The organism is Pristimantibacillus sp. Z349TD_6, assembly GCF_056173205.1.
Map to the genome: position 1 here is coordinate 5,182,952 of NZ_CM149662.1, position 24,827 is coordinate 5,207,778.

Here is a 24,827-nt window from a genome sequence, read left to right on the forward strand (position 1 = left end):
TTAGTTTATATGCTTTCATCATCCTCATGGAATGACGATCGTATGAAAGGATTCCGGTTCCAGCTCGAGCAGCTGGAGTTTGGAGCCGACGGACAGACGCAGCTCCCTTTTTTCCTTGAATGGATTCGTTAAGACGATGATGCGTGTGCCGTCTGGCTTCTCGAAAGCAATTGCATTGCCTGACCATGGACCCTTCAGCCCTATTCTTCGATCATCAGGCGAAGTGAAATGGGCAAAGTGCTTCATCACATAATACTCCGGATTACGGATGGCAAGCTGCTTTTCCTTGTCTACGGTCAGCATTGCATTTTGCTCCCAGCCCCATGTGCTGCGGCCCTTTGGCTCCAGCACCATGTTCCAGTAAATATAAGCGTTCACGCCGTTCGTAAAATAATGATGATAGAGATTAAACACATATCTTGCATAGAACCAACTGTTTTCACCGTCACCGCATTCATTTTCCGTTTGCATATAACGAAGCTCAGGATAGCTTTGAACGGTGCGCTGCAAAGCGTGCTTGCCCGCCCATTGATAGCCCACGCCCTTCACATATTTATAAGCTTCAGGGTCGCTTAGCACCGTATTGGCATACGCATCAAAATCAGTTGCCTTCTTCTTCAGCCATTCATCCCATGCCTCCGGCGCATTAATTGTGCCAAGCCATATTTCTGTATCGAGTCCATGGCTCTCGAAGGCAGGTCCCAAATAATCACGTATAAATTCACGAAGCTGCTCGCCCGTCCATACGCAGGAAGGAAACTTCTGATCCGCAACCACCTCATTTTGAACATGAACCTGGTGAATCGTAATGCCTTCTGCCTTGTATGCCTCAACAAACTTTACGAAATAGAGCGCGTACGCTTCTAAAATTTCTTTCTCCCAGCGCAGCGTGCCGTAATTGTACGCCTTCGGAAATTTCATCCAGGTCGGAGGGCTCCACGGAGAGGCGAACAGCTTCAATTCAGGATTGAGTTTTAGCGCTTCCTTAATATAAGGAATCAAATGTTGTTGATCACGGGCAATGGAGAAATGCTCCATACTTAAGTCTCCGTCTGTTTCGTTTAAGCTATACCATTCCAGTGCATAATCGCTAGCGCCTATCGGAAGCCTGCAAATACTGAATTTATGCTCGCCTTCGGGATGAAAGAGCGCATGCATCACTTGACTGCGTTCTTCCTCCGGCAGATGCTGCAGAGCAGCAAAACCAAGCTCGTTAAAGCAGCCTCCAAACCCTTCTAGCCGCTGAAAGCTCTCACCTGAGAATGTCAGATTATGATGTCCATTACCGGCTTCCTCTATCGTTTTATTGAACCATCGCTTGCTTTCCGTGCTTGCAAACCATTGTATCTGTTTCTCTCTCATCACCGCAAACCTCACTTTTTGAAAGCGTTTTTATCATTATATCTTGTAAATGAAAGCGTTTAATTGGACGAAATTAGACTCTATTCTTGGACGATATTAAACCAACGCAACAGAGCGCAAAAACTATATTTTAAGAAGACAAACAAAATAGTGCCTAAAGTCTCATAAACTAAGCAATACATTCATTTTTACAACAAAATTAGCTTTTGAAGGGGGTGAATACGATACCTCTGGTCGTCCGATCAACATTAAACGCAACCGGCGCCATTACATTTACCGGGAATACGCTGGGTCTCAGCCGCTCAGATGTTGCTGGAACCCCAGGTACTTCAGACAGTATAGGCGCTTTCAGCACTACGAATACAGCAGCTCGGTACGGCACGTACCCGCTTGGAACGACGAGCAACTATTTGGAAAATAGTTCTGCCGCCGTTCTCGTTCTCCCCACTGGAAGCACTGTACTTTATGCAGAGCTTATTTGGGGCGGCACTTATGTCAATGGAACCGTTAATCTAACCGCAGCCATTAACAATCCCGTTACGTTTATTACACCGCTGGGAACCTCAAGCATCACTCCTGATGCAGCAACAAGCAATACGTTCGATTTGGGGGGAGGCGCACTTGGCTATACTCGTTCAGCCAATGTCACCTCGCTTGTGCTGGCGGCTGGCGCGGGTACCTATATAACAGGCGGCGTAGTCGGAACGATTGTTATTCCCGGCGATTCAACTGCTAACCATGCTGGCTGGACCCTCGCCGTCATTTATCAGAATCCTTCACTTCCGTTTCGCAACATGTCGCTGCGGGTTGGAGCTATTTTGGTTCAAAGCACTTCGGCAGCGGTCAATACGACAATAACCGGATTTGCCACACCGATCTCGGGAGCCTTAGGCGGCAGGGCGTTGTTTAGCGCTCAGGAAGGAGATGCAAACCGAACAGGTGATCAGGCGTTGTTTGGCCCGACGGCAGCTAGCTTAGTAGCTCTATCTGGCACAAACAATTTCGCGAACAATTTTTTCGCCTCACAAATTAACAATGATTCCGGTGCATTAAACACAACTGGAACTTTCGGGGACCGCAATCAAACAAATGGCACACCCGGCACGAACATCATTGGCGGTCGGCAGGGCTGGGATATTACGAATGTTGATATTTCCGCTAGGCTGACGAACAACCAGAGCTCAGCCGTTTTGTCGCTTACAACTTCCGGAGATGCTTATGTATTAAACGCAAATGCCATCCAAGTCAATATAAATGCGCCCGTTATCAATGTAACGCTAAGCGAGAATGCAACAGGGCCTACCATCGGCGACATCATCACCTTTACGGTCACGGTCAGCAACTCAGGGACAGCAAACGCAGCCAGTATCGTCTTAACCGATACATTGCCTGCTGGCGTTGCGTTCGTACCAGGCAGCGTCGTTGTAGGCGGCGTCTCAAAACCGACGTTCGACATAAGAACCGGAGCACCGCTTGGCTCATTAAATCTGGCAACCTCCATCACCGTTACCTATCAAGCAACTGTAACCTCCTTGCCAAGCACAGCTCAGCTTTCAAGCACAGCCAATGCGGCCTTTACGTTTCAAAGTATAGCCGGCGGTTCCATTATTACGGGTGTCATTCCATCCAATACAGTCACTATCCCTGTTTACGCTCCTAATTTATCCATTGTAAAAAGTGCGAGCACACAGAACGCAACGGTTGGTAATCAAGTCGTCTATACGCTGCTCGTAGCGAATACCGGTAGTTCAGCAGCCATTGTCAACCTGACGGACAACATCCCTGCGGGAACTTCATTTATACCGAATAGTTTCCGTGTCAACGGAATCGTTGTAGCAGGTGCGAATCCTTCTGCGGGAGTAGCCATTGGAACGATTGCAGCTGGGGGATCGTCAACAATCACGTTTCAAGTGCAAGTAAATGTTTTACCATCTCCACCTCAGCTTGTGAATCAGGCATCAGCCACCTATACGTATCAAATACCAGATGGAAGAATCTTTCCCGGCTCATTAACTTCAAATACGGTAACAGTTCCTGTAAGACTTCCAAATGTTGTTGTCACGAAGAGCGCTAGCTTAACCGACATCGCTGTAGGTGAAACATTAACCTATTCCTTAGTCGTCATGAACAGCGGCATCGAATCCGTCACCAATGTCACATTGGGAGACACCATTCCTGTTGGAGCGGAATTCACCTCTGGGAGCGTAATTGTAGCTGGCGTATCCAAACCAACAGCAAATCCCGCGAGCGGCATCAGTTTAGGAACCATTGCGCCAAGCAGCTCTGTCACCGTTACTTTTGCAATTCGCGCGACTGCTATTCCTAGCTCAGGTACATTTGTTAATCAGGCTTCGGTATCCTACAGCTCTGGCGTTTTCACAGGTCTCTCACTGTCTGGCAGCGTGACAACGCCTGTATATCAACCCATCATCAGCATTACAAAAAACGGTACGCCTACGAACGCTACTGTTGGAGGAACAATAACCTATTCATTCAGCGTAAAAAACAGTGGAAATATTGCTGCCCAAGTGACCTTAACGGATAATATCCCAACCGGCTCATCCTTTGTGCCAAACAGTGTCAACGTTAATGGAACAGCACTTCCCGGCAGCAGTCCCGTTACAGGTATTTCACTTGGAGCTTTGCCTCCTTCCGGCGTATCAAGCGTCTCATTTCAAATCTTGTTAAACTCGCTTCCGTCGCCGCCATCTTTAGTCAATCAAGCCTCAGGCTTATATACCTATCAGTTGCCTAGCGGCAGAAGCTTAAGTGGGAGCAGCAGCTCCAATACAATCACGCTCACTGCCCAAGCGCCAAACGTCACAATTACCAAAGCTGTCAACGCCACCGCAGCTGCTATAGGTGACATTTTGACGTTTACGATTGTCGCTGTGAATAACAGCGTCGTACCCGTTACAAATGTCAACATCTCCGACACATTGACCAGCAGCGCAGCTTTCATTGCAGGAAGCGCAACAATTAACGGGGTAGCAACAACTGCAAACCCGAATGTCGGCATATCTATCGGCACCATTAATCCATCTGCCAGCGTAACTATCGTATTTCAGGCACAAGTAACATCGCTGCCCGATCCCGCTGTCATATCTAATCGTGCGGCCATCAGCTATACATCAGGTTCATTTACAGGATCATCGTTATCCGAAACGATTCAAATTCCGGTGTACCAGCCCATCATATCTATTGTTAAGCTTGCAAGCACTCAAAATGCAACGATAGGCGACACTTATACTTATACATTAAGAGTCCAAAACAGCGGTAATATTGGCGCTACAGTAAACGTAACGGATAATATCCCAGCCGGCGCTGTTTTCGATACAAACAGCGTGCTCATAAATTCAGTACCCTTTCCCGGATTAAACCCTGTAACAGGGATTCCCATCGGGAATGTACTGCCAGGGAGCATGACAGAAATCAGCTTTGTCGTGACGGTTGCAACACTGCCTTCACCTCAATTTCTCGTCAACCAAGCAAGTGCACCCTACAATTACTCACTGCCGGACGGTCGTCAATTAAATGGTGCATCGGCTTCTAATACCGTATCAATACCTGTGTCACTGCCCAACGTAACTTTAGTGAAATCTGCAGCACCAACCTCCGTCGTTGTAGGCGATACCTTTACCTATACCTCCATTGTAACCAACAACGGTATTGCTCCTGTTAACCATGTCGTAGTTAACGATCCTTTGGCCGATAATATTGCCTTTATTAGCAATAGCGTGTTCATTAACGGCACTCCCCGGGCGGATTCAGCTCCATCCACCGGTATCCCAATCGGTACCCTCGCCCCTGGCGGTTCGGCTACCGTAACTTTTGAGGTGAGAGTAACGATGGCAGTCCCAACGCAAATAACGAATCAATCAACCGTAAGTTTTACATCAGGTGCATTCTCAGCTTCATCCTCGTCTAATACGACAACAACTCCTGTAACTCAGCCGCAAATTTCTTTGCAATTAAGCGCAAATACAAGCAATGCTACGCTTGGAGACACTGTTACTTATACTGTACTTGTAAGCAATACTGGGAATCTTGAGGGAATACTCACGTTGACTGATGCACTTCCGGCTGGAACAACGTTTGCGCCAAACAGCGTCGTCGTTGGCGGCGTTCCGCATCCTGGAGAATCGCCTGCAACCGGCATTAGTGTGGGAAGCGTTTTGCCTGGTGTGCCGATAACTGTTACCTATTCGACTGTAATTACAACACTTCCAAACCCGCAGGTCCTTGTGAATCAAGCCATAGGAGCTTATACATTTACACCGCCAGATGGAAGGCTTCTGAATGGCTCCACACAATCAAACGTATTGTCTGTTCCTGTTTCTGCACCTAACGTTGCGGTCGTCAAAAGCACAACGACGGTCGATGCTGCACTTGGAGACATCATTACTTATTCAGTTGCCGTAACAAACAGCGGCATTGAATCGATCAATAATGTTGTACTTACAGATCCTGTACCGGACGGAGCAACATACGTTGCCGGCAGCTTGACGATAAACGGCAATCCCGCACCTGGTGTGCCTGCATCGGGAATTGCCCTTGGATTAATCCCTTCATCCAATACGGTAACCGTGTCGTTCAAGCTCAGCGTTACTTCTATTCCAGTCTCCGGGCAAATCGGAAACCAAGCAAATATTACCTTTACATCCGGTGTATTCTCGGGCATGACGATGTCCAACGTCGTTAATACCCCTGTCTATCAGCCCGTAATCTCACTCGTTAAAAGTGCAAATTCTATTAACGCCACACTTGGGGACACCGTCAGCTACCGAATCGACGTCAGCAATACAGGAAATTATGCTGGGAATGTAACATTGACTGACAATATCCCGCTCGGTGCAATCTTCGAGCCCAATAGTGTCCTAGTGGGAGGGCAGCCTCAGCCAGGTGCCGACCCTGTAACAGGCATCAACATTGGTGCTGTTGCTCCTAATGCAACAGTGTCCGTTACCTTCTCGGTCATCATCGATTCCCTGCCGAATCCGCAGCAGCTTTCAAACCAAGCTCTTGCAAGCTTTGCATTTGTTCTGCCAAGCGGCCGCCCGCTTAGCGGCAGCTCAAGCTCCAACACCGTCGTAATTTCTGTATCTGCACCTAATGTCAGTGTTGTCAAAAGCACAACTTCAACAGCCGTAGCAATTGGCGATATCGTCACCTATTCTATAAACATTCTCAATAGCGGCATCGCAGCGGTAAATAATATTATTTTTACAGACCCATTGCCGGTCGGAAGTGCTTTAGTTCCAGGCAGCGTATTGGTAGACGGAGTGCCAAGACCAACGGCCAACCCCGCAACCGGCGTAGCTATAGGGACGATCGTGCAAGGCACTACCGTTGTAGTATCCTTCAACGTATCCGTCATTTCTTTACCCGCTTCTGGACAGCTTAGCAATCGTTCATCTGTCAGCTTTACATCAGGTGTATTCTCGGGTGTCACTTTCTCGAACACAGTGATCATTCCTGTCTATCAGCCGATACTAACAGGAACCAAAAGTGGAAACACAAGCAATGCGACGATTGGTGACACCGTTGTCTATACGATTGCAATTCAAAATACCGGCAATTATCCCGGTAACGTTACCTTAACGGATACGATTCCAGCTGGCACAAGTCTTGTCCAGAACAGTGTCATCGTAAATGGCCAGCTCGTGCCAGGTGCAGATCCGGCAGCAGGAATATCGCTTGGCAGCGTCACAACTACGGCAAGCGTCACTTTTTCGGTAGTCATCAATGCGCTTCCGCAAAATCAGCAGCTTGTGAACCAAGCGTCCGCTACCTACAGCTTCTTGCTGCCAGATGGCCGCACCTTAGGCGGCTCATTTAGTACAAACGCCTTGTCCATTCCTGTATCTGCACCTAATGTTGCCGTTGTGAAGAGCACCACTGTTACCGATGCGGTCGTAGGTGACACGATAACCTATCGAATTGCAGTTACGAACAACGGCATTGAGAATATTAATAATGTGCTGGTGGTCGATCCCTTGTCCCCTGGATCATCCTTTCAGGCTGGAAGCGTCTTAATTGATGGTGTTCCTAGACCAGCAGCTAACCCGTCCCTTGGCATCTTAGTCGGGTTGATCGCGCCTAGCGTTACGGTGTTGGTTGATTTCAGCGTACTAGTAACGTCGCTTTCAGATTCCGGCACGCTCAGCAATAGAGCTACCGTAAGCTTTACGTCGGGTGCTTTTTCAGGAAATACGTTTTCCAACACGATCGTTACACCAATTTATCAGCCTATTCTTGCACTTGGCAAATCTGCCGATACCGCAAATGCGACTGTCGGAGACACAGTAACTTATTCACTGACCATCACGAATACGGGCAATATTGCCGTGCAGGCATCCGTATTTGATACGATTCCAACTGGTGCCGCCTTTGTGCCAAACAGTGTGCTAATCAATGGCGTACCGCAGCCTGGCGCTAATCCGGCGACTGGTGTTCCTGTTGGCACCGTTTCGCCTGGTGCATCCGTTAGCATCCTGATTTCACTGCAGGTAACGGTAGATGCACTACCTTCGCCGCAGCTGCTCGTAAACCAAGCAACAGCCAACTTCTCCTACGTACCGCCGGATGGTCGTGTGCTGACCGGAACTATTTTATCGAATGTATTGTCTATTCCTGTGTCTTCTCCAAATGTGTCTGTCGTGAAGAGCGCATCTTCCATTGATGCTGTTGTAGGCGATAACATTACCTATACTATAACGGTGTCCAACAATGGCATTGAATCCGTCAATAACGTCATACTCATCGACCCTACCCCAGCGGGAACAACGTTTACGACGGGCAGTGTCACTGTAGATGGTTCACCGCGGCCAACAGCTAATCCCAATAATGGCATTACCATTGGCACCATTGCTGCTGGAGGCAGCTCAACCGTTACATTCAATGTGCTGGTTGTTACACTATGAGCCCGCTTCCTGGCGGTAATCCAATGGTTCAAAATCAATCGCTTGTTCAGTTTGCCTCAGGAAGCGCAGAGCTGGTGACCTACTCCAACACGGTCAATACCGCATTAATAGGGACTCGTATCGTACTCGAGAAAAAAGCCTATGAAAGCGAGGTTACTCTTGGCAGCACGATAACTTACAATATCACGGCAACGAACACGGGAAACACTGCCGGCAGCGTCATACTTACCGACAAGCTGCCGGAAGGAACTTCATTTGTCGCGAACAGCGTAATATTGAACGGAACACCCATTCCTGGCGCTAACCCAAACAACGGTATTGCAATTGGAAATATGATGCCGCAAGCGCAAGCACAAATCATATTTCAACTCATTGTCGTTTCCATTCCAAGCAGCCTTCAGCTAATTAACCAAGCGCAGGCAGATGCCGAATTTCGAACAGCAGAAGGGCGAATTGTCACGAGTATTACCCACTCGAACACGCTCGTTACACCTGTTAATGAGGTATCGTTATCTGCTCGACTTAGCGCAAGCACCGAACAAACCTTTGTCTCAGAGCATGTAACCTATGAACTTACGATTGTTAATGACGGCAACCTTAGTCTCCGAGAGACAGTCGCTTCCTTCGATCTGCCTCTCGGTATCCTTTTTGTACCCGGCAGCGTGACAATCAATGCTGTTATTTCACCAAGCGCTGACCCGAATGCAGGTATCCCACTCGGCACTATTAGACCACAATCAACCATCGTTATCACTTATCGGGCGCAAACGACGGAGGATGCTGCCTCTATATCTATCAGCAAAGCGATCGTTCGTTATCAAGTTTCCGGCACGCCGGATTATACACAATCAAATGAGGTCGCCGTTATCCTTATCCAGCCTGAGATCAGCGTTAATAAGCAAGTAGATCCGCTTGTCGCTGTCCCAGGTGATGTCTTGCATTACTCGATCTACATTGATAATGCCAGTAATGTTGCCGTTGATGCCGTGATGGATGACACTTTGCCTGCTGGCACATTCTTTGTACCAAACAGCCTGAAGTTAAATAACCATTCGATGCCAGGCGTGTTTATTGAAGATGGCATTAATCTCGGTACGCTGCTCGGGCAATCACAAAACAGGATAACCTTTGATGCCCAAATCCCTTTACAACTTGCCACTGTTGCACCATTAACGAACACTGCATCGGTTGTCTACACTTTTCGGCTCTCAGACGGAAGAATAGTTAGCAATTCCGCGATCTCAAATGCTGCAATAACAGAAGTGGCTGCTCCTATTATTCAGCTTACAGCAAAGATCAATCCGCCTATTGTGGAGTATGGCGATACAATAACCATCGTTTCAACGCTTATAAATAAAGGGAACTTGCCAGCTTTCGTTTCATTTACAAGCGAGTTTCCATATGGCGTGGATTTATTGCCGAAAACGTTCCGTGTGGATGGAGCTCGACTAAGCCCCATTGATTATGACGGCAACCAAACTTGGCAGCTTGGAATTATACTACCCGGAGCAACACTTGAAATCATTTATTCTGCTATCGTTACGGACGCAATCGCTTCTGATGAAATCGCAGGTTATGTCAAAGCGAAATTCTCCTATGAGGTGCGCGGGCAAAGCTACACTGGCGAGGCTCTATCCAATTCATTAGCAGTTGCTGTAATTGGGGATGACGAGTGAAACAAAGAAACAAATAAGGGGCTGTCTCAAAAGTCATTTTGCGATTTTTTGAGCACTACTTAGAACTTATTTTCATCGAGAAAAAGGACCTCAAATTCCACTATACAGTGGAATTTGAGGTCCTTTCATTTGAAAACGGGGATGTTTCCCTGATGCAAAGACTTTTGCGGCAGCGCCTGCAGCATCTTCATCTAAGTGCAGAAATGCACTTATTTAACCAGATCTTCTTCAAATCTGATCAATTAGAGGTATTAGTACACCTATTTGCAACTTTCCAATCTTGTTTGTTAAAAACAGGTGCACTTTTACACTTATTTACTCTCCACTATCGGTTCGCGCACATTACAATCATACGACTATCATCGCTGATGCTGGATATGGTCAGTCTGAGTTATTATGCGCTACAAGTAGCAAGCAAGGGAAATAGCGAGGAAGGATATTCGCTGTCGGTAAGACGAATGATTGAACCCGAAAGTATTTTAGGACAGATAAAGAATAACCAAGGATTCCGACGTTTCTGCTTCGCAGCTTACCTAAGGTAAGTCTGGAGGTCGGGTGGCTTTCGCTTGCCCATAATCCTATGAAGCAAGCATAGACCAGAATAGAAAAATAGCAGTACAGGAATAGCTCTCCTGTACTGCTACCAATACTCCGTTCAAAGTGAGCTATTCCTCAGCGAGCTTGATGCTTATGGGACAGCCCCTTCAATTATTGAATCTCCTTTTGCCAAAGCTGCCTCACAAGTTGCTTCAAATAAAGGGACTGCGACCAGCGGTCACTAATCTCCGACTGCCGAGAACCAGCCTCATCTGACGTAATCGCATACGATGCAGGACCCAGCTCAACGACGACAGGGAATAAATCATTCTCTTTTCTTTGTCCATTAAGCCAGTGTCTCATTGCACTGCCCCACCATCTGGAGAAATGGGGTACCATCGGATGATTGCCTGTTTCCCCTGGGTCGATCTGTATTTGCTCGCCATTTGAAATACGTGTATGAATACTGTGCGTGTTCGGCAGCAAGCTTTGCAGCATCAGCTCCGCCTCATCCGAAATCGTATGAAGCTCACCAGCTACGACATAATGTGAATAGTCAATCGTAAGCCTCAGTTCCGGCAGCGACTGCAAATATTGCCGTGTTCGGATGAGATCCTGTGTAATCGTACCTCGGTGCGTCTCTACATAAACCGGGATGCCCGCCTGCCTCGACAGTGCATCAATTCCTGATAGCAGTTCAATGGCGGAATCACCAATGAGGAAAGGCGTCATCACCTGTGCATTGATGTAGCCGATGTTTTCGAATGCTGCTGCTTTTTCCAAAAACTGAGACATCTCGTTTAGTGAAGAAGGATATGCATTTACACTAAATGACATGTTGTATTTATGAAGCAGCTCCTTCCATAAGCTGCTTTCCTCAGGTGCCGGCACAAAGGCGTTAATGCCGTCGAAACCATTCTCTGCTATTAGCTTGAATTTCCCTTCCATATCTTGCGCATGCCCCGCTGTTCCTTGCAACCCGCTCATACCCCACCAGGACATCTCAACCAACAATTTATCTTCTGTTTTCATCATTAATTAGTGCGGATAGGCCATATCAAATTCAACTCCGCATGGTCCTCCGTCCGGGTTAATTTCCAAATCTACAGCGGTGCCATCCTGTCTAAACAAAGGGCGATAATGATCGCTAATATGAGTTGCTGACGCATTCGCATAATGGCAGATGAAGGCTCTGCGGAATTGATCCTTTGTTTTGTTTCTGTACGATCCATGAATCAAGTTCCCGTTGAAAAATAGCACGTCGCCTTTATCCATAATTACCGGCATCGCCTTGTGATCCTTAGGTGGCTTAACGAAATGGGAAGTGAACGATTCCGTTGAATCCGCAATTTCAGGACAGCTAATTTCATGCTCGCTCGTCTTCGGAACGACAAGCAAGCTGCCGTTCTCCTCATTTGCCGCATCGATCGCCGTCCAAGCTGCGATACAATTGCCTGGCTCCACCTGCAAATAAAAATTGTCCTGATGCAGCGCTTGACCTCGTGAGCCTGGCGGCTTGTAATAAAACATGCTTTGGGCTGCGAGCGCTTCTTCACCATAAAGATCGGCTAATACGTCCATGACCGGTTTATGGAGCAAATATTTTTTGGACGTCTCATTAAAGCGATGCGGATGCATGACCCGCGGATAACGCTTTAACGGATCATCTGTCTCCCCTGACAGATCAGGCTCAAAATAACCCGGCACTGCTTTATGGCTCATTTCCTCGAAAGTTTCTTCTATCGTGCGAATATCTTCCTGAGAAAAAAGGCCTTTTATCACAATGTAGCCCTCAGTACGAAATTGATTAACCTGCTCTTCTGTTAGTGCAATCAATGCTTCTGTCATCGCATAACGCTCCTTCACTGAATTAATCATTGCTCTTGACATAATCATAGTGGTTTCGCTATTTTTAAGGAAGAATGATTACTGCTGAAAACTACTTGTATTATGCTATTTTGAAAATGAAGGAGGAGTTTGTCATGCTTCCAAATCATAGAAAAGAAGCTGAAACAGAAGCACATGGCGGTGTGTTTCTAAGTGGTCTATTTGATGAATCCGACTCCTATCGTTATCGCAGGCCAAACGGAATAAGTGATTGGCTTATCTTTTACACCTTAGAGGGTGAAGGCTATTTACGCACATCCGCTGGAGAGAGGCGCTGCCGCAAGGGACAAATCGGGCTGCTGCGCGCTGGCATTCCCCACGAGTATGGGACGGTTGCGGGAAGCAGCTGGCACTTTTATTGGGCACATTTTCAGAAACTACCTGAAATCGACTATTTGCCAAAGGATGAAAGCATCGTCATCACGATTCCAGACGGCAATATGAGAAGTAGAGTACAACTCACCTTCGACCATATATTGAGTGATTCGAGAGAGCGGGCAAGCTTCTGGCAAATGTTATGTGAGAATGCACTGCGCCAAGTGATATTGCTCACAGCGCAGCAGCTAGATAAACGGCTAGATCCTCGCATCGAGCTTGCCCTGCAATATTTATCACAGCATATGGAGCAGCCGATACGCATTGAAGAGTTGGCTCGGTCAGTTGGATTATCTCTCTCGCGGCTATCTCATCTATTCAAGCAGGAGACAGGAACAAGCGTGGTCGAGCATCTGAATCATCTGCGGCTTCAGCAAGCGGCTCTTCTCATGGAGCATATGGGCCGTTCGGCAACCGAAGCTGCGCTTGATGTCGGCTTTAACAATTACAATCATTTTGCTGCGTTGTTTCGCAAAAGTTATGGCGTAAGCCCACGAACATACAAAAAGGACAAAGCCGCTCATAACGAGTAGCTTTGTCCGTAGGGTTCCATCTATTTAATTAGGAAGTAATCATTAAACCTTTTGTACGGCTAAATCAAGCCAATCCATCTCTTCCTTGGTGAGCGTAATGAGCGAGCCTGCATCACAGGAATGAAGCTCTTCCGCTGATTGCGCGCCAATCAAGGCACAAGTCGGAAACGGTTGGTTTAGCACGTATGCTAGCGCGATCTGGATAGCAGTAACGTTTTTCTCAGCTGCCAACTGCTTTGCACGCGCCAGACGCTCCCAATTCTCATCGCTATAGAACACGCGTACAAGATCCTCATTATCTCTCACTTCGGGAGTAAATCTACCTGTGAAAAATCCTCTTGCCTGCGATGACCACGAAAGCAGCGGGAATTGCTCTTCCTCATGCCAAGCGCACGTTTCCTCATCAGCAGAGACGCAGCCATGCCAGAACGGTTCATTCGCTTTCGCAAGGCTAAGGTTCGGACTGCTGAATGAAAAACCGACAAGTCCATTTGCAGCTGCGTATTCATTCGCTTCCTTAATACGCTGCCATGTCCAGTTTGATACGCCAATCGCTCGAACAGTTCCTGCTTTCACATGCTCATTAAGAATATCGATAACCTCTGCTGCTGGTACTGCTGGATCATCCCGGTGCAGTGCATAAAGGTCGATATAGTCGGTTTGAAGACGCTTCAAGCTAATCTCCAAATCATGAGCAATAGCCTCTTTGCTCACGCGCGAACCCGTATGATCATGATGTGCGCCCTTGGTCAAAATAACCAATTGCTCCCGATTGCCGCGTTCTTGCATGTAGCGGCCAATCACTTCCTCGCTTTCCCCGCCGCAATAAATATGGGCTGTGTCAATTGAATTGCCTCCAATCGCTAGAAAAGCATCTAGATTAGTTGCTGCTTTCTCGTAGGAATCGTTATAGAAATAATCCGACCCTTTCATTAAGCGAGATACCTGCTTGGGTGAACCTTCAATTTGAATATATTCCATCGTAGTTTTGCCTCCTTAATTATGGTTTCGTTATATTTTAATTCGTGTATGCTCGTGAGCAGAAAGCAGGCATGCATCGATTACTTTCATGTTGTTAACCCCATCAGCGCTGCCGAACTGAAGCTCTGATACACCGTTAATGGCATTTGCCATATGATCGGCCTGCAAAGTGTAGGCGTTTACATGCGGCACCTCAACTTCACGGCGCTCTCCTTTTGCATCGACGAAGAAATTGCCGCTTCCCGGCGCGCCAGTCACAAATGCGGAAGGCACTTCGATAATACCCTCTGTACCTAGCACCTCAAGCGGGTTGCGGAATGCTGCCCACATGCCGCAATCAAACGTCAGTGAAACCGCACCTTCAAACTCGATTAATCCAGAGGCCATCATATCGACATGATCATGCTCTGGTGAGAACAAAGCCTGAACGGTAACGGCTTCAGGTTCTTTGCCAAGCAGCAAGCGAGCAGCATTAATTGGATAACAGCCTACATCGTAAATCGAGCCGCCTCCCCACTCCTTGCGGTATCTCACGTTTTCTTTATGTCCTGCATTGTTGAAGGTAAACGCACTGTGAATGCCGCGAATGTCGCCAATTTCCCCATCTGCGATCACTTTCTTGATCATGTCGTATCGAGGGTGATAGCGATACATAAAAGCTTCGGACAATAACACGCCTGCTTTCGCAGCGGCTTCAGACATTTCAGCTGCTTCTTGCGCAGTCAAAGCAAGCGGCTTCTCGCATAAAATATGTTTTCCTGCTTCAGCAGCCCGGATCGTCCACTCTCTATGCAAATGATTTGGGAGTGGAATGTATATAACGTCAATAGAAGCATCTGCAAGCAATTCTTCATAACTGCCGTAAGCAGTCGGGATATTCAGCTCTTCTGCCGTCTTCTTTGCCTTGTCCACGTCACGGCTAGCAATAGCCGCTACCTCATTTAATTCCGAAAGATGAAGGCCAGGTATTACTGCGCCTTTGGCAATTCCAGCGCAGCCCATGATGCCCCATTTTAGTTTCTTTGTCGTCACTCCATCGTCACCTCAACCATTATTTTATTATTATATTGCGATTGCAAGCTGAAACTAGTTACACCATCAGTTCAGAGCGCTGCACCTAAATCGTGAGGTACAAATTAGTATCAAACGATTTCATTGTGCTTGCCTCTAGTTTAAAGTAGATAACCAAAAAATAAAATGATATTATTTTGTTATAAGTTAAAACAATATTGTCATTGAGGTGAGCAACATGCAAAGACAAATACATCTGCTTACGCTGCCAAATAATCCTTTTTTCTGTTTACCTGAATCCGTCGGGAATTACTGGAATGAGCCTGATCATTACACGCTTCGTATGGCGGGAGCGCTCAATAACTTTAATATTCATTACGTTGTTTCTGGAAAAGGTTATGTGGAGTGGGATGGCGAGGTGCACACCCTCGAGGCTGGTGAAGCTGTTCTTTATTTCCCCTTGCAGAGACAGCATTACTACAGCAGCAAGGATGATCCGTGGGATATAAGGTGGGTTCATTTTTATGGGAGCGGGCTTCAGGACTATATGATCGAACGAGGTTTTCACAAAAGCCAGCTCTGGACAATTCGTCAGCCAACTGCTTGGGAACAGGTGCATGAGGATTTGCTGGTCGAAGCAGAAAAGTCTCGCATGCTGCATCCGACCAAGCTTTCTGCTCTCATGTATGCCATACTCGCAGTATTCATCGAGCAAGCTGTACCGATATCCGGCAGCAAAGCTAGTACGTCCGGCAACCGCATCTTAAAGCTGCTCCCTTTAATGCAGCAGGAAGCGGCTGAGCCGTTCATACTCGAGCAATGGGCTGAAAAAGCAGGAGTTAGCCCCTACTATTTTTGCAAATTGTTCCGAAATGTGATGGAAATGACGCCAATGGACTTCATTACACGCTGCCGGCTTCAAATGGCGAAGCAATGGCTTCTGGAGCGCAAGGATGTTAATATCGGACAAATCGCTAGTGATGCCGGCTATCCGAGTGTCAGCTACTTCAACAAAAGATTTATGGCTCATGAAGGGATGACGCCTACGGTATATCGTCAGCTTTACGGGGTGTAATACGAAGGTTACTATTGGCGCTGTAAGAACATATATGCACTTAATGCACTCTTTCGCGAGTAACCTGGCTGCTCTCGTGCTTTGTAAGAACCTATTGGTTCTTACAGACACTTATGAATGTTACTTTTTGCTCTGTAAGAACATATATGCACTTAATGCTCTCTTTCGCGGGTAACCTGGCTGCTCTCGTGCTTTGTAAGAACCTATTGGTTCTTACAGACACTTATGAATGTTACTTTTGGCGCTGTAAGAACATATATGCACTTAATGCTCACTTTCGAGAGTAACCCGGCTGCACTCAAGTTCTGTAAGAACCTATTGGTTCTTACAGACACGTATGAATGTTACTTTTTGCTCTGTAAGAACAAATATGCGCTTAATGCTCACTTTCGAGAGTAACCCGGCTGCACTCAAGCTCTGTAAGAACCTATTGGTTCTTACAGACACTTATGAATGTTACTTTTTGCTCTGTAAGAACATATATGCACTTAATGCTCTCTTTCGCGGGCAACCACCCTTTACTTGGGCTCTGTAAAAACACATATGCGCTTAATGCTCTCATTCATGAAAGTAAGAAGTAATATACACACGCTTAAATTCCTAATGGAACCATATACAGTCCGGTATCTCCGTCGTTCTTCATCACAACATCAACGCCATAGGTTTGTTTGATCGTTTCCGCAGTCACGACTGTCTCAGGCGCACCTTCTCCTACGATGCATCCTAATTTCATCACAATAATATGGTCGCTGTATCGAATAGCCTGATTCATATCATGCAGAACCATCACTATCGTAATTCCATGCTTACGGTTCAGTGTCTTTACTAACTCTAATATTTCGATTTGATGATAGATATCCAAATACGTCGTTGGCTCATCCAAAAATAACAGCGAGGTTTGCTGTGCCAGCGCCATTGCGATCCAAGCTCTCTGCCGTTCGCCGCCTGATAAATGCGCTAAACTTTGCTTTCGCTTGTTCAGCAAATTCGTGCAGCTAAGCGCCCAATCCACAGCTTCATCATCTAATTCGCTCTCTTGTCCCCACCGACCCCGATGCGGCAATCTACCGAAGCGAACCAATTTCTCAACAGTCAAATCTGCAGGCGCTTCCTGCTGCTGATGCACCACGGCCAGCTTCTTGCCAAGCTCCTTCGGCTTAAAATGCGCGAGCTTCTTCCCATTCAGCAGCACCTCACCTCCACTTGGCCGAAGATTTTTCGCCATTACACCAAGCAGAGTTGACTTCCCGCAGCCATTTGGACCAATGATCGTCGTAATCCGTCCTTCCGCAATACGGCTAGTTATTCCGTTCAAATGGAATGTTTTTTTGTCATATGAAAACCTTATTTCATTAATGTCCATGGACGCGTTCGCTCCTTCGCAGCAAAAAGATGAGAAAAGGACCGCCGATGACTGTCATGACAATCGAAGCTGGAATTTCTGTCGGAGCTAAAAGAGTACGGCCAAGCGTATCCGCAGTCAAAATGAGCAATGCTCCGCCAATCGCAGAGAAAGGCAGTAGCACTTTATGGTCTGAGCCAATGAGCAGCCTCGCAATATGTGGGACAAGCAAGCCTACAAACACGATTAACCCGCCAATAGCTGTTGCGACAGAAGCCAAAAGCACGGCAACAACCGAAACGAGCAGCCTTACTTTCATAACAGACATACCAAGATTTTGAGCGGTTCGATCCTGCAAAACAAGCGTATTGCACCATGAGCCAAGCAGCATCGAGAGTAACAAGCCTACACCGCCATACAGCGCCAACATATGTACATCATCCCAGGTTTTCATTGTAAATATAGAGGAAATCGCTTGATTTACGCTAGTTACCGCATAGCTGCCGCGATAATTAAAGGACTGCCCAAGACCTGTAAATGTAGCATTAACCGCCACGCCGACCAGAATAAGCCTCAGTGGGCTAAGACCTGAGCGCCAAGAAAGCGAATAGACCAATAGACAAGCGATTGCTCCTCCAACAAATGAAAACAGCGGCATCCAAAAAAACAATGCTGGGAATATCGTTACAAGCAGCAAAGAAACCAAGCCTGCTCCTGATGAAATGCCGATAACGCCTGCGTCCGCCAGCGGATTGCGCATTACGGCTTGAAGCAGTACACCAGACACGGCTAGAGCTGCCCCTGTCAATAAAGCAACGATTATACGCGGCAGCCGCAGGTCGCGAACAACCTCTACCTGTTCACTTGGCGAGCCAAGCAACCCTTTCATGAGTTCAACAAATCCTACGCTGATGCTTCCAGTCGTCATGGAATATACGATGGTTGCCAGAAGGAGCAGCGTAATTGCTGTGAAGCTGAATATTGTTTTTGGCATGAAAAACATCCTTATTTATAATCCTGATAAAGCATTGGAGCGAGCGCGGTTAGTGCTTGGACAACAGCCAAATTTCCCGTCGTGCCAAATAAAGTTTCTTCCAGATCATATACACGCCCCGATTGTACCGCTTCAAAATGCTTCCAGATATCATTTTTTTTGAACTCTTCATCAAACATTTTCACAACCTCAGCCGGCATGCCATGCGCTGCTCGCAAAATGACATCCGGATTCGCCTTCTGCAAATATTCCGTATTGGAAGCCAAAAATTCAACCTGCTCGCCCTGTACGATATTTACTCCCCCAAGCAAACGAACAAGATCTCCAATGTAAGAATGCTCCGTCGCAACCAAATAACTGCCGGGCACACCAAGCAGGATCAGCACCGTCGGTTTTTCTTTACCTTCTGTATTCCGCGTGATGGCAGCCAGCATTTCCTTCTGTTCATTTACGATTGCAGCAGCCTGTGTTTCTCGCCCATACCGATCTCCGAGCGTTGTAATTTCAGCTTGCATGCTGGAGATACTCGTTAAATTTAGAAAAGCAGCCTTTAACCCTGCACTCTCAAATACAGGCTCCAGCTCATATTGCAGCGTCGAGACAGACAGCACCTCCGTCGGCTTCAAGGATTTAACCATTTCCATATCAGGACTCATTGGATTCCCAACTTTAGTAACGGTGCTGTAACGCTCCGGCAGCGTTTTTACGCTTTTCGGTATGCCAACTAAATCAAGCTCAAGCGCATCCATAATTTGTGTAATAGCTACGGTTGTTGACACGATGCGCTGGCTAGGCTCCTCAGATACTGAGCCTGAAGCCGCAGCTTTGGACGAAGAGTTTGAAGACGGCGCAGCAGTTGGCGCATTTGCTGAACCGCTTCCCCCTCCAAGCGATCCGCAGCCTGCCATCATCGCAGCAAGAATCATTAGGTATAACCCCTTCATAAATCGATAGCGCATTTCCTTCTTACCTCCTTAAAAACAGCACAGAGGACACCCGTTAATCAGGGTCCTCCTATGCCATCTGTCTAAATCACCCGCTTCAAGCTCTGCAACAGCTGGAGCCTTCTTTGCTGCCGCTTATGCCGTTTTAGCTTTTTCTTGCTCCGCTGCTTTTGCTTCTAAATAATCGACAGCACGCAAAACGAGAGTAATCGCCTCAGCTCTTGTTGCGGACTTCGTTCCGCCGAACTGATTTTGATCCAGTCCCTTAATTAATCCGTACTTCACGGCCGTAGCAATGTATGCTTTGGCGTAGGAAGGAATTTCCGCTGCATCTGCAAAATTAAGCGAATCCGCTGCTTCCAGCGGCAAATGAAGTGCTCTTACGATCATGACTGCAATTTCCGTACGGTTTACGTTTTGCGTTGGACGGAATGTCTGATCCTCATAGCCATTAATAATGCCTGCTGCTACCGCTTGCTCGATAAAGGACTGTGCCCAAGTAGGAATGTTTTTCATATCTGCAAAAGCAGTTGAAGCGTTCTTGCTTTCCAGCTTCAGAGCTCTGCCGAGAATAACCGTCCACTCCGCGCGATTGACCGTTGCATTCGGTTTAAAGCTTCCATCCGGATAACCCTGAACGATGTTTAGCTTCAATGCGCGATTAATGGCTTCTTTCGCCCAGTTGTTTGCTAAATCTTTAAATGCAGACGTTGCATCTTTTCCAGCCAGCTTATCTTTTTCCTCTTGTTCCTTTTTCTTTTTCTCAATTTCTTCTGGCGTCTCTCTTGGAACGACAGAGCCAAATGAATCAGAGTCCCAGCTTGCTACTGGCGTTATTGCGCCAAGCTGAATTTGAATGCTGTATTCATGATGGTACTTCACTTCAGGCCAATCAATTTTCACCCAGCCATCCAGCTTAGCCGGTAGATCGGCCACTGTAAATTGTACTCGTCTTGTGTTAGCCGAAGCATCGGATTCGATCGTTGCTGGCGTAGAACCGCCAATCGTAAATCCGGTAATTTCCTTGCTTTGCTTTAGATTCACTTGTACAAGCTTCACACCATTTTGCACGAGCAAACGAGCAGGATGAGCTACATATTCATCCATGACTGACGTTTGTGTTGTACCTTGTTTTAAAAACTGAATATCAATCAAATACTTGCCGTCCGCAAGTGCTCCCGGTTCTGTTGGTTTGACCGGATCAACAACGACAATTTTTGTCGCTAGGAAAGCACGAAGCGCTTGATCCAGCGTACCTTCTGCATCAATGAGCTGCTGCTTTGTAGACAATATGCTGTTTGCGACAGCGTTCGCTGCTGTAATTGCACTAAGCAGTGTATCTTTCGCTGATTGCGGATATTGTCCTACACCTGTACCTGCGACTGCTTCATCATGAGCTGTCTTCGCTGCCGCAATAGCTGCCTTCAATACTGCAGGATCGCCATTGTCAAACAACAGACGAATGTTATGAGTCGCATCATAAGGTTTGCCTGTACGTGGATCAATTACGTTTGGCATAATGATTCTTACTTGCCCTGGCACAATTGCCGTTAAATCATCCACTTTAAATTTGATAACCCTCGTATTTTCCGTCTTGTTTTCACTGACAACGGTCACATCTGTAAGTATGCTGTTCTGAGCAACTTTAAACTCTGTAACGATGCTGCTGTCCTTTATTGCAAAAGATACATAAGTCTCACCGTTATTGGACGTAACAGATGCTGGCTTGAGGAAGTAACTGTCCATGCTCGATAATGCTGCATTTGTGGCATGCAGGGCCGCGAAAGAAATATTGCGAATCTGGCTTCCATTAAAAACCTGAACAGATTTCTCTAAAATCTTTGCCGCATTTGCAATTTCTGGACGTGTAGAATTGAGTTTCTTTCCTGTTTGTTCAGCTAATTGAATAGCAGAAAGCAATGATTCTTTTGCTGCCGCCTCATATTGCCCTGTAGCCGTTCCAACAACTGCGGAATCATGCAGTTGACGCGCTGCAGTGATCGAAACGTTTAAGGCATTAAGATGATTGGCATTATAGCTGAAAAGTACTGTTCGCTTCTCTGTACCAATTGTGTACTCTAATTTTGATAAGCCTTGATAAATAGAATCATTGGCTAGTTCATGTCTAGCATAAAGCTGATAGGCCGTCAGTCCATCTTCACCCTTTTTAATAGGGGTTTCGTACCCATTCAGAGTACCAGAGGAAACCTTACCATCTGAAGTTTGCCCAAATAAATTCATCAAAGGCTCGCTTACCAGCACCTCTGCAAAAACAACATGGGAGTAAGCATTAAAATATTTTTTACCCAATTGAGTAAACATGATTGCTTCTGTCTTGAAATCTTTGGAAAATTCCGATTTTTCTCCTGTTTCAGGGTCCAAAACAAGGAGCGGTAATACTTCTTTTTTAAATTGCTGATACTTTAAATCCTCCACTTTAGCAGTCAAAGTACTTAATGTATTGTTAACGGCAGTCTGTGTCGCTTGTGGATCACCAGCTACAGCCCTTGCTTCAGTAATCCATTGCCCAAGCCTTACGCTCGCTCCAACCGAATACTCACCATCTGTTAATACAGCATGAGCGGCTGAAGCTCCATTTGCTGTCCCTATATTTTTCACCGTTGTCGCAAAAACAGTAATTTCTTCTAAGGCACGTACCAAATTCACTTTATTTACAGTAATACGCGCTGCCTCGTACTTCTTTTTGCCCTCTTGCAGAACAAGGTAAGCAGCCTTGATCAGCTCTTGATTGGAACCGCCAGCGCTGTCGGCAATGCTTCTTGCCTGATTGATCGTATTTTGAAAAGTTGCTTTGGAGCCTAGCAAATAGAAGCCATCGCCAGTTCCCTCCGCCGTTGTACTCAGCAGCTCATTCGATGTTGTAAATAAAGCTTCAAGCTGCTCTAATGATACAGTGCCAGTCTCGCCTCCGCCCCCATTGTTTCCTCCATCAACGGGCAGACCTGAGATATCCAGCTGAAGCTGAACATTATACCAATTGTCATAATTTACTGAAGGAATAACGATATGAATCAAAATTTCTTGTTTCTCTTGCAAGTTCTCAATATCATAGCTAACAACGACGTGATCCGGATCTAATCCGTCCCCTGCTGGCTGAGCAGCAACGACTTGATACCCTTCTATGCCGTTGATTGTGTTCCCATTGATTACTGCTTTATCTTTTCCTGCTAATTTAGCCGAAAAATGTTGAAAGGAAGTATACTGCGTAACCTCATGCTGAAACTTTGCACTGCCATTATTAATAATCAGCTTGCCTGTGCTCGGATTAAGATAATCGTTAATAATCGATCGTTCATTGCTTCCATCCTTCACATAAAGAAAAGGAACACTATACTCCCCATTTGGCGTTACACCCGCCGCTGCACTCACAGGAAAGGCCGACAGCAACAATACGAGCGCCATGAGCAGCGCCGTCAATCGGCGAAATTTCATTTGCATTTCAAAAAACACTCCTTCGTCATTTAACTGCTTTCGCTTATGTACCCTAGCATTTTGAACAGGAGAGCGAAACATGCCGCAGCATTGCTCTCCTGTTATTTTTAAAGCGCTATTCTAACCGTAGAGCTCGCTGATGCTTAAACGCTCCAATTGAATTGGATTGTGTGAACCGTATTGTAGCCTTCAAATCCTGGTGATGGCGGAACGACAACGTGGATTTTGGCAACTTGATTCGGTGTGAAATCAGCCACTTCAAATGTAAATTCAACGTTGCCGCCTGTATAATTAGCAGCTGCATAGCTGTATGTTCCAGTAGCAGGATCTTGCACTTGCAAGTATTGAATGAAGCTTGAACCAGAGAATGTAACCGTTGTCGTTGTGCCATTGCTAGCTACAACTGCATCGCCTACTTTATAGGCATCAGCATAAGAATTGGCTGTATCTCCCGCGTTGCGAACGACATAGCTTACACCAGTACTCGCGAAAGCAGATGGAACAACTAGAGCCAGAGCCATTACGAGCATTAACATAACGAAACTTGTTTTTTTCATCGATTTTACCATTTAGAACACTCCTTATTTTTTAGCGAATTTGGTTTTGCGCAAAAGAATATAGGCTACTCCGACAACAATAATGATTAGGGAAATAACAAGCGGTGACAACACGCGCTTAGAAGAAGCCGAATCTGACAACTGCTGCGCAGCTTCACCTGTAGCAGGTGTATCCATATCAGCTCCCGCAAGCTGAACATCGGCCTTCGGTTCTTCATGAACAGCTGTCTCAGCAGAGTCGTCAACTTTGGTATCCTCTGAAGACAATGGCTCTTGTGTAGATGGGGTTAAAGTCTCCTTAGGCGATGATTGCCCTTCAGCTTCAGCCGCTATCGGACTAACGGTTGGAGCAGGCGAAGCTTCGACCTGTATCTCTTTCTTAGAATCTTCTTTTTTAGAATCGACCGTTTCAAAGCTCGGCTTATTTACCTCAACCTTTGGTTTTTCTGTCACCTTATTTGTGGTTTGAGGAGCTGTTGTACCTGTCTTTACTTCGGTCTCTTTTTTTGGTTCTATTGTGGTTGCTGCTGGTTTCTTTTCTTCTTTGACAGGGGCATCGGCTTTGCTGATCTGCTTCAGACTGCTAGAATCGAAAACTAGTCGAATCGTGTAGCTGTGATCATAATCAATATCCTCTACCGTTACGTGGATCTTGGACTCTAACGGCGTTGTAAGATCAGCAATTCCGAACTTAACAATTCTCGTATTGTCAGCTTCGTTGCTAGATACAATTGCCGTATCTATGTACCCGCCGTCACTCGGAACTTTATATTCCGTTACCCATGAGCTATGGTTTATTTGCAGTTGTACCTGCAAAGCTCCTTTGGTCACAATCAGCTTGGCTGGTTTTTCCCAATAGTCATTTGCCATCGATACCGATTCATCTTCGGCTTTCTTGACAACATAGTCTATCGAGTACGTACCATCAGCCAGTTCAGCTGCATGTGCTTCAGGTGCAAACGGAACAACGAGTAAAGTAATCATGATGAAGAAAGCCAGCACTCCAAACTTGTGAATAATTCTCTTCTCCTCCTTTACTCCTGACATCCAAGCTCGCAGCAGATTATCCGAATGGCTCTCTCTCAAATCATGAATATGATAATCATTATCAATTAAAATTTATTTTGATTATGATAATCATTATCATTCGACAATTAAAAAAAAAGCAATCTGCTGC

15 protein-coding genes and 1 pseudogene are annotated in these 24,827 nt (G+C 46.3%); 5 read left to right on the forward strand and 11 right to left on the reverse strand.

Annotated elements, in window-relative coordinates:
- Nucleotides 1-24 precede the first annotated feature (24 nt).
- Nucleotides 25-1,362, reverse strand: a complete 1,338-nt coding sequence (locus AC0VYE_RS22815) for a glycoside hydrolase family 30 protein (protein ID WP_475442967.1) — start codon at nucleotides 1,360-1,362, stop codon at nucleotides 25-27.
- Nucleotides 1,363-1,577: 215 nt separating this feature from the next.
- Here AC0VYE_RS22815 and AC0VYE_RS22820 point away from each other — a divergent pair, with 215 nt between their 5' ends.
- From AC0VYE_RS22820 to AC0VYE_RS22830, 3 genes and pseudogenes are all read left to right on the forward strand, one after another.
- A complete protein-coding gene (locus tag AC0VYE_RS22820) occupies nucleotides 1,578-8,285 on the forward strand; it encodes a DUF7507 domain-containing protein (RefSeq protein ID WP_475442968.1) in 6,708 nt (2,235 codons plus the stop codon).
- A 23-nt stretch (nucleotides 8,286-8,308) separates the two neighbouring features.
- Entirely contained in the window at nucleotides 8,309-9,961 is a 1,653-nt protein-coding gene (locus tag AC0VYE_RS22825; protein WP_475442969.1) for a hypothetical protein, read from the forward strand.
- A 422-nt stretch (nucleotides 9,962-10,383) separates the two neighbouring features.
- Nucleotides 10,384-10,556, forward strand: a pseudogene (locus AC0VYE_RS22830) (transposase); the annotation flags it as partial.
- A 113-nt stretch (nucleotides 10,557-10,669) separates the two neighbouring features.
- On the opposite strand, the gene AC0VYE_RS22835 reads toward AC0VYE_RS22830, so the two are convergent.
- Together AC0VYE_RS22835 and AC0VYE_RS22840 are read right to left on the reverse strand one after the other, a co-directional pair.
- Nucleotides 10,670-11,500, reverse strand: a complete 831-nt coding sequence (locus tag AC0VYE_RS22835) for a sugar phosphate isomerase/epimerase family protein (protein WP_475449690.1) — start codon at nucleotides 11,498-11,500, stop codon at nucleotides 10,670-10,672.
- A 36-nt stretch (nucleotides 11,501-11,536) separates the two neighbouring features.
- Entirely contained in the window at nucleotides 11,537-12,346 is an 810-nt protein-coding gene (locus AC0VYE_RS22840) for a phytanoyl-CoA dioxygenase family protein (RefSeq protein WP_076270877.1), read from the reverse strand.
- 134 nt (nucleotides 12,347-12,480) lie between these two features.
- Here AC0VYE_RS22840 and AC0VYE_RS22845 point away from each other — a divergent pair, with 134 nt between their 5' ends.
- Nucleotides 12,481-13,293, forward strand: coding sequence for a helix-turn-helix domain-containing protein (locus tag AC0VYE_RS22845; RefSeq protein ID WP_076270878.1), 813 nt, complete (start codon nucleotides 12,481-12,483; stop codon nucleotides 13,291-13,293).
- A gap of 42 nt (nucleotides 13,294-13,335) precedes the next feature.
- Here AC0VYE_RS22845 and AC0VYE_RS22850 read toward each other — a convergent pair whose 3' ends face one another.
- Together AC0VYE_RS22850 and AC0VYE_RS22855 are read right to left on the reverse strand one after the other, a co-directional pair.
- The gene (locus AC0VYE_RS22850) at nucleotides 13,336-14,274 is read right to left on the reverse strand and encodes an aldo/keto reductase (RefSeq protein ID WP_076270879.1); all 939 of its coding nucleotides are present in this window, start codon (nucleotides 14,272-14,274) and stop codon (nucleotides 13,336-13,338) included.
- A gap of 30 nt (nucleotides 14,275-14,304) precedes the next feature.
- Nucleotides 14,305-15,276: a Gfo/Idh/MocA family protein gene (locus tag AC0VYE_RS22855; RefSeq protein ID WP_475449692.1), complete on the reverse strand. Its 972-nt coding sequence runs from the start codon at nucleotides 15,274-15,276 to the stop codon at nucleotides 14,305-14,307.
- Between the two features lie 247 nt (nucleotides 15,277-15,523).
- Between AC0VYE_RS22855 and AC0VYE_RS22860 the strand changes: the two genes are divergently transcribed.
- Nucleotides 15,524-16,360 (forward strand): helix-turn-helix transcriptional regulator, encoded by an 837-nt coding sequence (locus AC0VYE_RS22860; RefSeq protein WP_076270881.1) that lies wholly within the window; start codon nucleotides 15,524-15,526, stop codon nucleotides 16,358-16,360.
- Nucleotides 16,361-16,952: 592 nt separating this feature from the next.
- Here AC0VYE_RS22860 and AC0VYE_RS22865 read toward each other — a convergent pair.
- The 6 genes from AC0VYE_RS22865 to isdC form a co-directional block, all read right to left on the reverse strand.
- Nucleotides 16,953-17,723 (reverse strand): ABC transporter ATP-binding protein, encoded by a 771-nt coding sequence (locus AC0VYE_RS22865; RefSeq protein WP_475442970.1) that lies wholly within the window; start codon nucleotides 17,721-17,723, stop codon nucleotides 16,953-16,955.
- The gene (locus tag AC0VYE_RS22870) at nucleotides 17,713-18,696 is read right to left on the reverse strand and encodes a FecCD family ABC transporter permease (protein WP_076270962.1); all 984 of its coding nucleotides are present in this window, start codon (nucleotides 18,694-18,696) and stop codon (nucleotides 17,713-17,715) included. Before AC0VYE_RS22870 ends, AC0VYE_RS22865 begins: the two co-directional genes overlap by 11 nt.
- Nucleotides 18,697-18,707: 11 nt before the next feature.
- Nucleotides 18,708-19,640, reverse strand: a complete 933-nt coding sequence (gene isdE, locus AC0VYE_RS22875) for a heme ABC transporter substrate-binding protein IsdE (protein ID WP_475449694.1) — start codon at nucleotides 19,638-19,640, stop codon at nucleotides 18,708-18,710.
- A gap of 135 nt (nucleotides 19,641-19,775) precedes the next feature.
- The gene (locus AC0VYE_RS22880; protein ID WP_475442971.1) at nucleotides 19,776-23,099 is read right to left on the reverse strand and encodes an NEAT domain-containing protein; all 3,324 of its coding nucleotides are present in this window, start codon (nucleotides 23,097-23,099) and stop codon (nucleotides 19,776-19,778) included.
- Between the two features lie 137 nt (nucleotides 23,100-23,236).
- Nucleotides 23,237-23,662: an NEAT domain-containing protein gene (locus AC0VYE_RS22885; protein WP_076270885.1), complete on the reverse strand. Its 426-nt coding sequence runs from the start codon at nucleotides 23,660-23,662 to the stop codon at nucleotides 23,237-23,239.
- A 12-nt stretch (nucleotides 23,663-23,674) separates the two neighbouring features.
- On the reverse strand, nucleotides 23,675-24,697 hold the full coding sequence (gene isdC, locus AC0VYE_RS22890; protein WP_475442972.1) for a heme uptake protein IsdC: 1,023 nt from the start codon (nucleotides 24,695-24,697) through the stop codon (nucleotides 23,675-23,677).
- Between the last annotated feature and the right edge of the window lie 130 nt (nucleotides 24,698-24,827).

Excerpts from the sequence above, each read along its gene's own strand:
- AC0VYE_RS22815 (WP_475442967.1), bottom strand. The coding sequence starts at position 1,362 with ATGAGAGAGAAACAGATACAATGGTTTGCAAGCACGGAAAGCAAGCGA.
- AC0VYE_RS22825 (WP_475442969.1), top strand. The coding sequence starts at position 8,309 with ATGGTTCAAAATCAATCGCTTGTTCAGTTTGCCTCAGGAAGCGCAGAG.
- AC0VYE_RS22835 (WP_475449690.1), bottom strand. The coding sequence starts at position 11,500 with ATGTCCTGGTGGGGTATGAGCGGGTTGCAAGGAACAGCGGGGCATGCG.
- AC0VYE_RS22840 (WP_076270877.1), bottom strand. The coding sequence starts at position 12,346 with ATGACAGAAGCATTGATTGCACTAACAGAAGAGCAGGTTAATCAATTT.
- AC0VYE_RS22845 (WP_076270878.1), top strand. The coding sequence starts at position 12,481 with ATGCTTCCAAATCATAGAAAAGAAGCTGAAACAGAAGCACATGGCGGT.
- AC0VYE_RS22850 (WP_076270879.1), bottom strand. The coding sequence starts at position 14,274 with ATGGAATATATTCAAATTGAAGGTTCACCCAAGCAGGTATCTCGCTTA.
- AC0VYE_RS22855 (WP_475449692.1), bottom strand. The coding sequence starts at position 15,276 with ATGGGCTGCGCTGGAATTGCCAAAGGCGCAGTAATACCTGGCCTTCAT.
- AC0VYE_RS22860 (WP_076270881.1), top strand. The coding sequence starts at position 15,524 with ATGCAAAGACAAATACATCTGCTTACGCTGCCAAATAATCCTTTTTTC.
- AC0VYE_RS22865 (WP_475442970.1), bottom strand. The coding sequence starts at position 17,723 with ATGGACATTAATGAAATAAGGTTTTCATATGACAAAAAAACATTCCAT.
- AC0VYE_RS22870 (WP_076270962.1), bottom strand. The coding sequence starts at position 18,696 with ATGCCAAAAACAATATTCAGCTTCACAGCAATTACGCTGCTCCTTCTG.
- isdE (WP_475449694.1), bottom strand. The coding sequence starts at position 19,640 with ATGAAGGGGTTATACCTAATGATTCTTGCTGCGATGATGGCAGGCTGC.
- AC0VYE_RS22880 (WP_475442971.1), bottom strand. The coding sequence starts at position 23,099 with ATGCAAATGAAATTTCGCCGATTGACGGCGCTGCTCATGGCGCTCGTA.
- AC0VYE_RS22885 (WP_076270885.1), bottom strand. The coding sequence starts at position 23,662 with ATGGTAAAATCGATGAAAAAAACAAGTTTCGTTATGTTAATGCTCGTA.
- isdC (WP_475442972.1), bottom strand. The coding sequence starts at position 24,697 with ATGTCAGGAGTAAAGGAGGAGAAGAGAATTATTCACAAGTTTGGAGTG.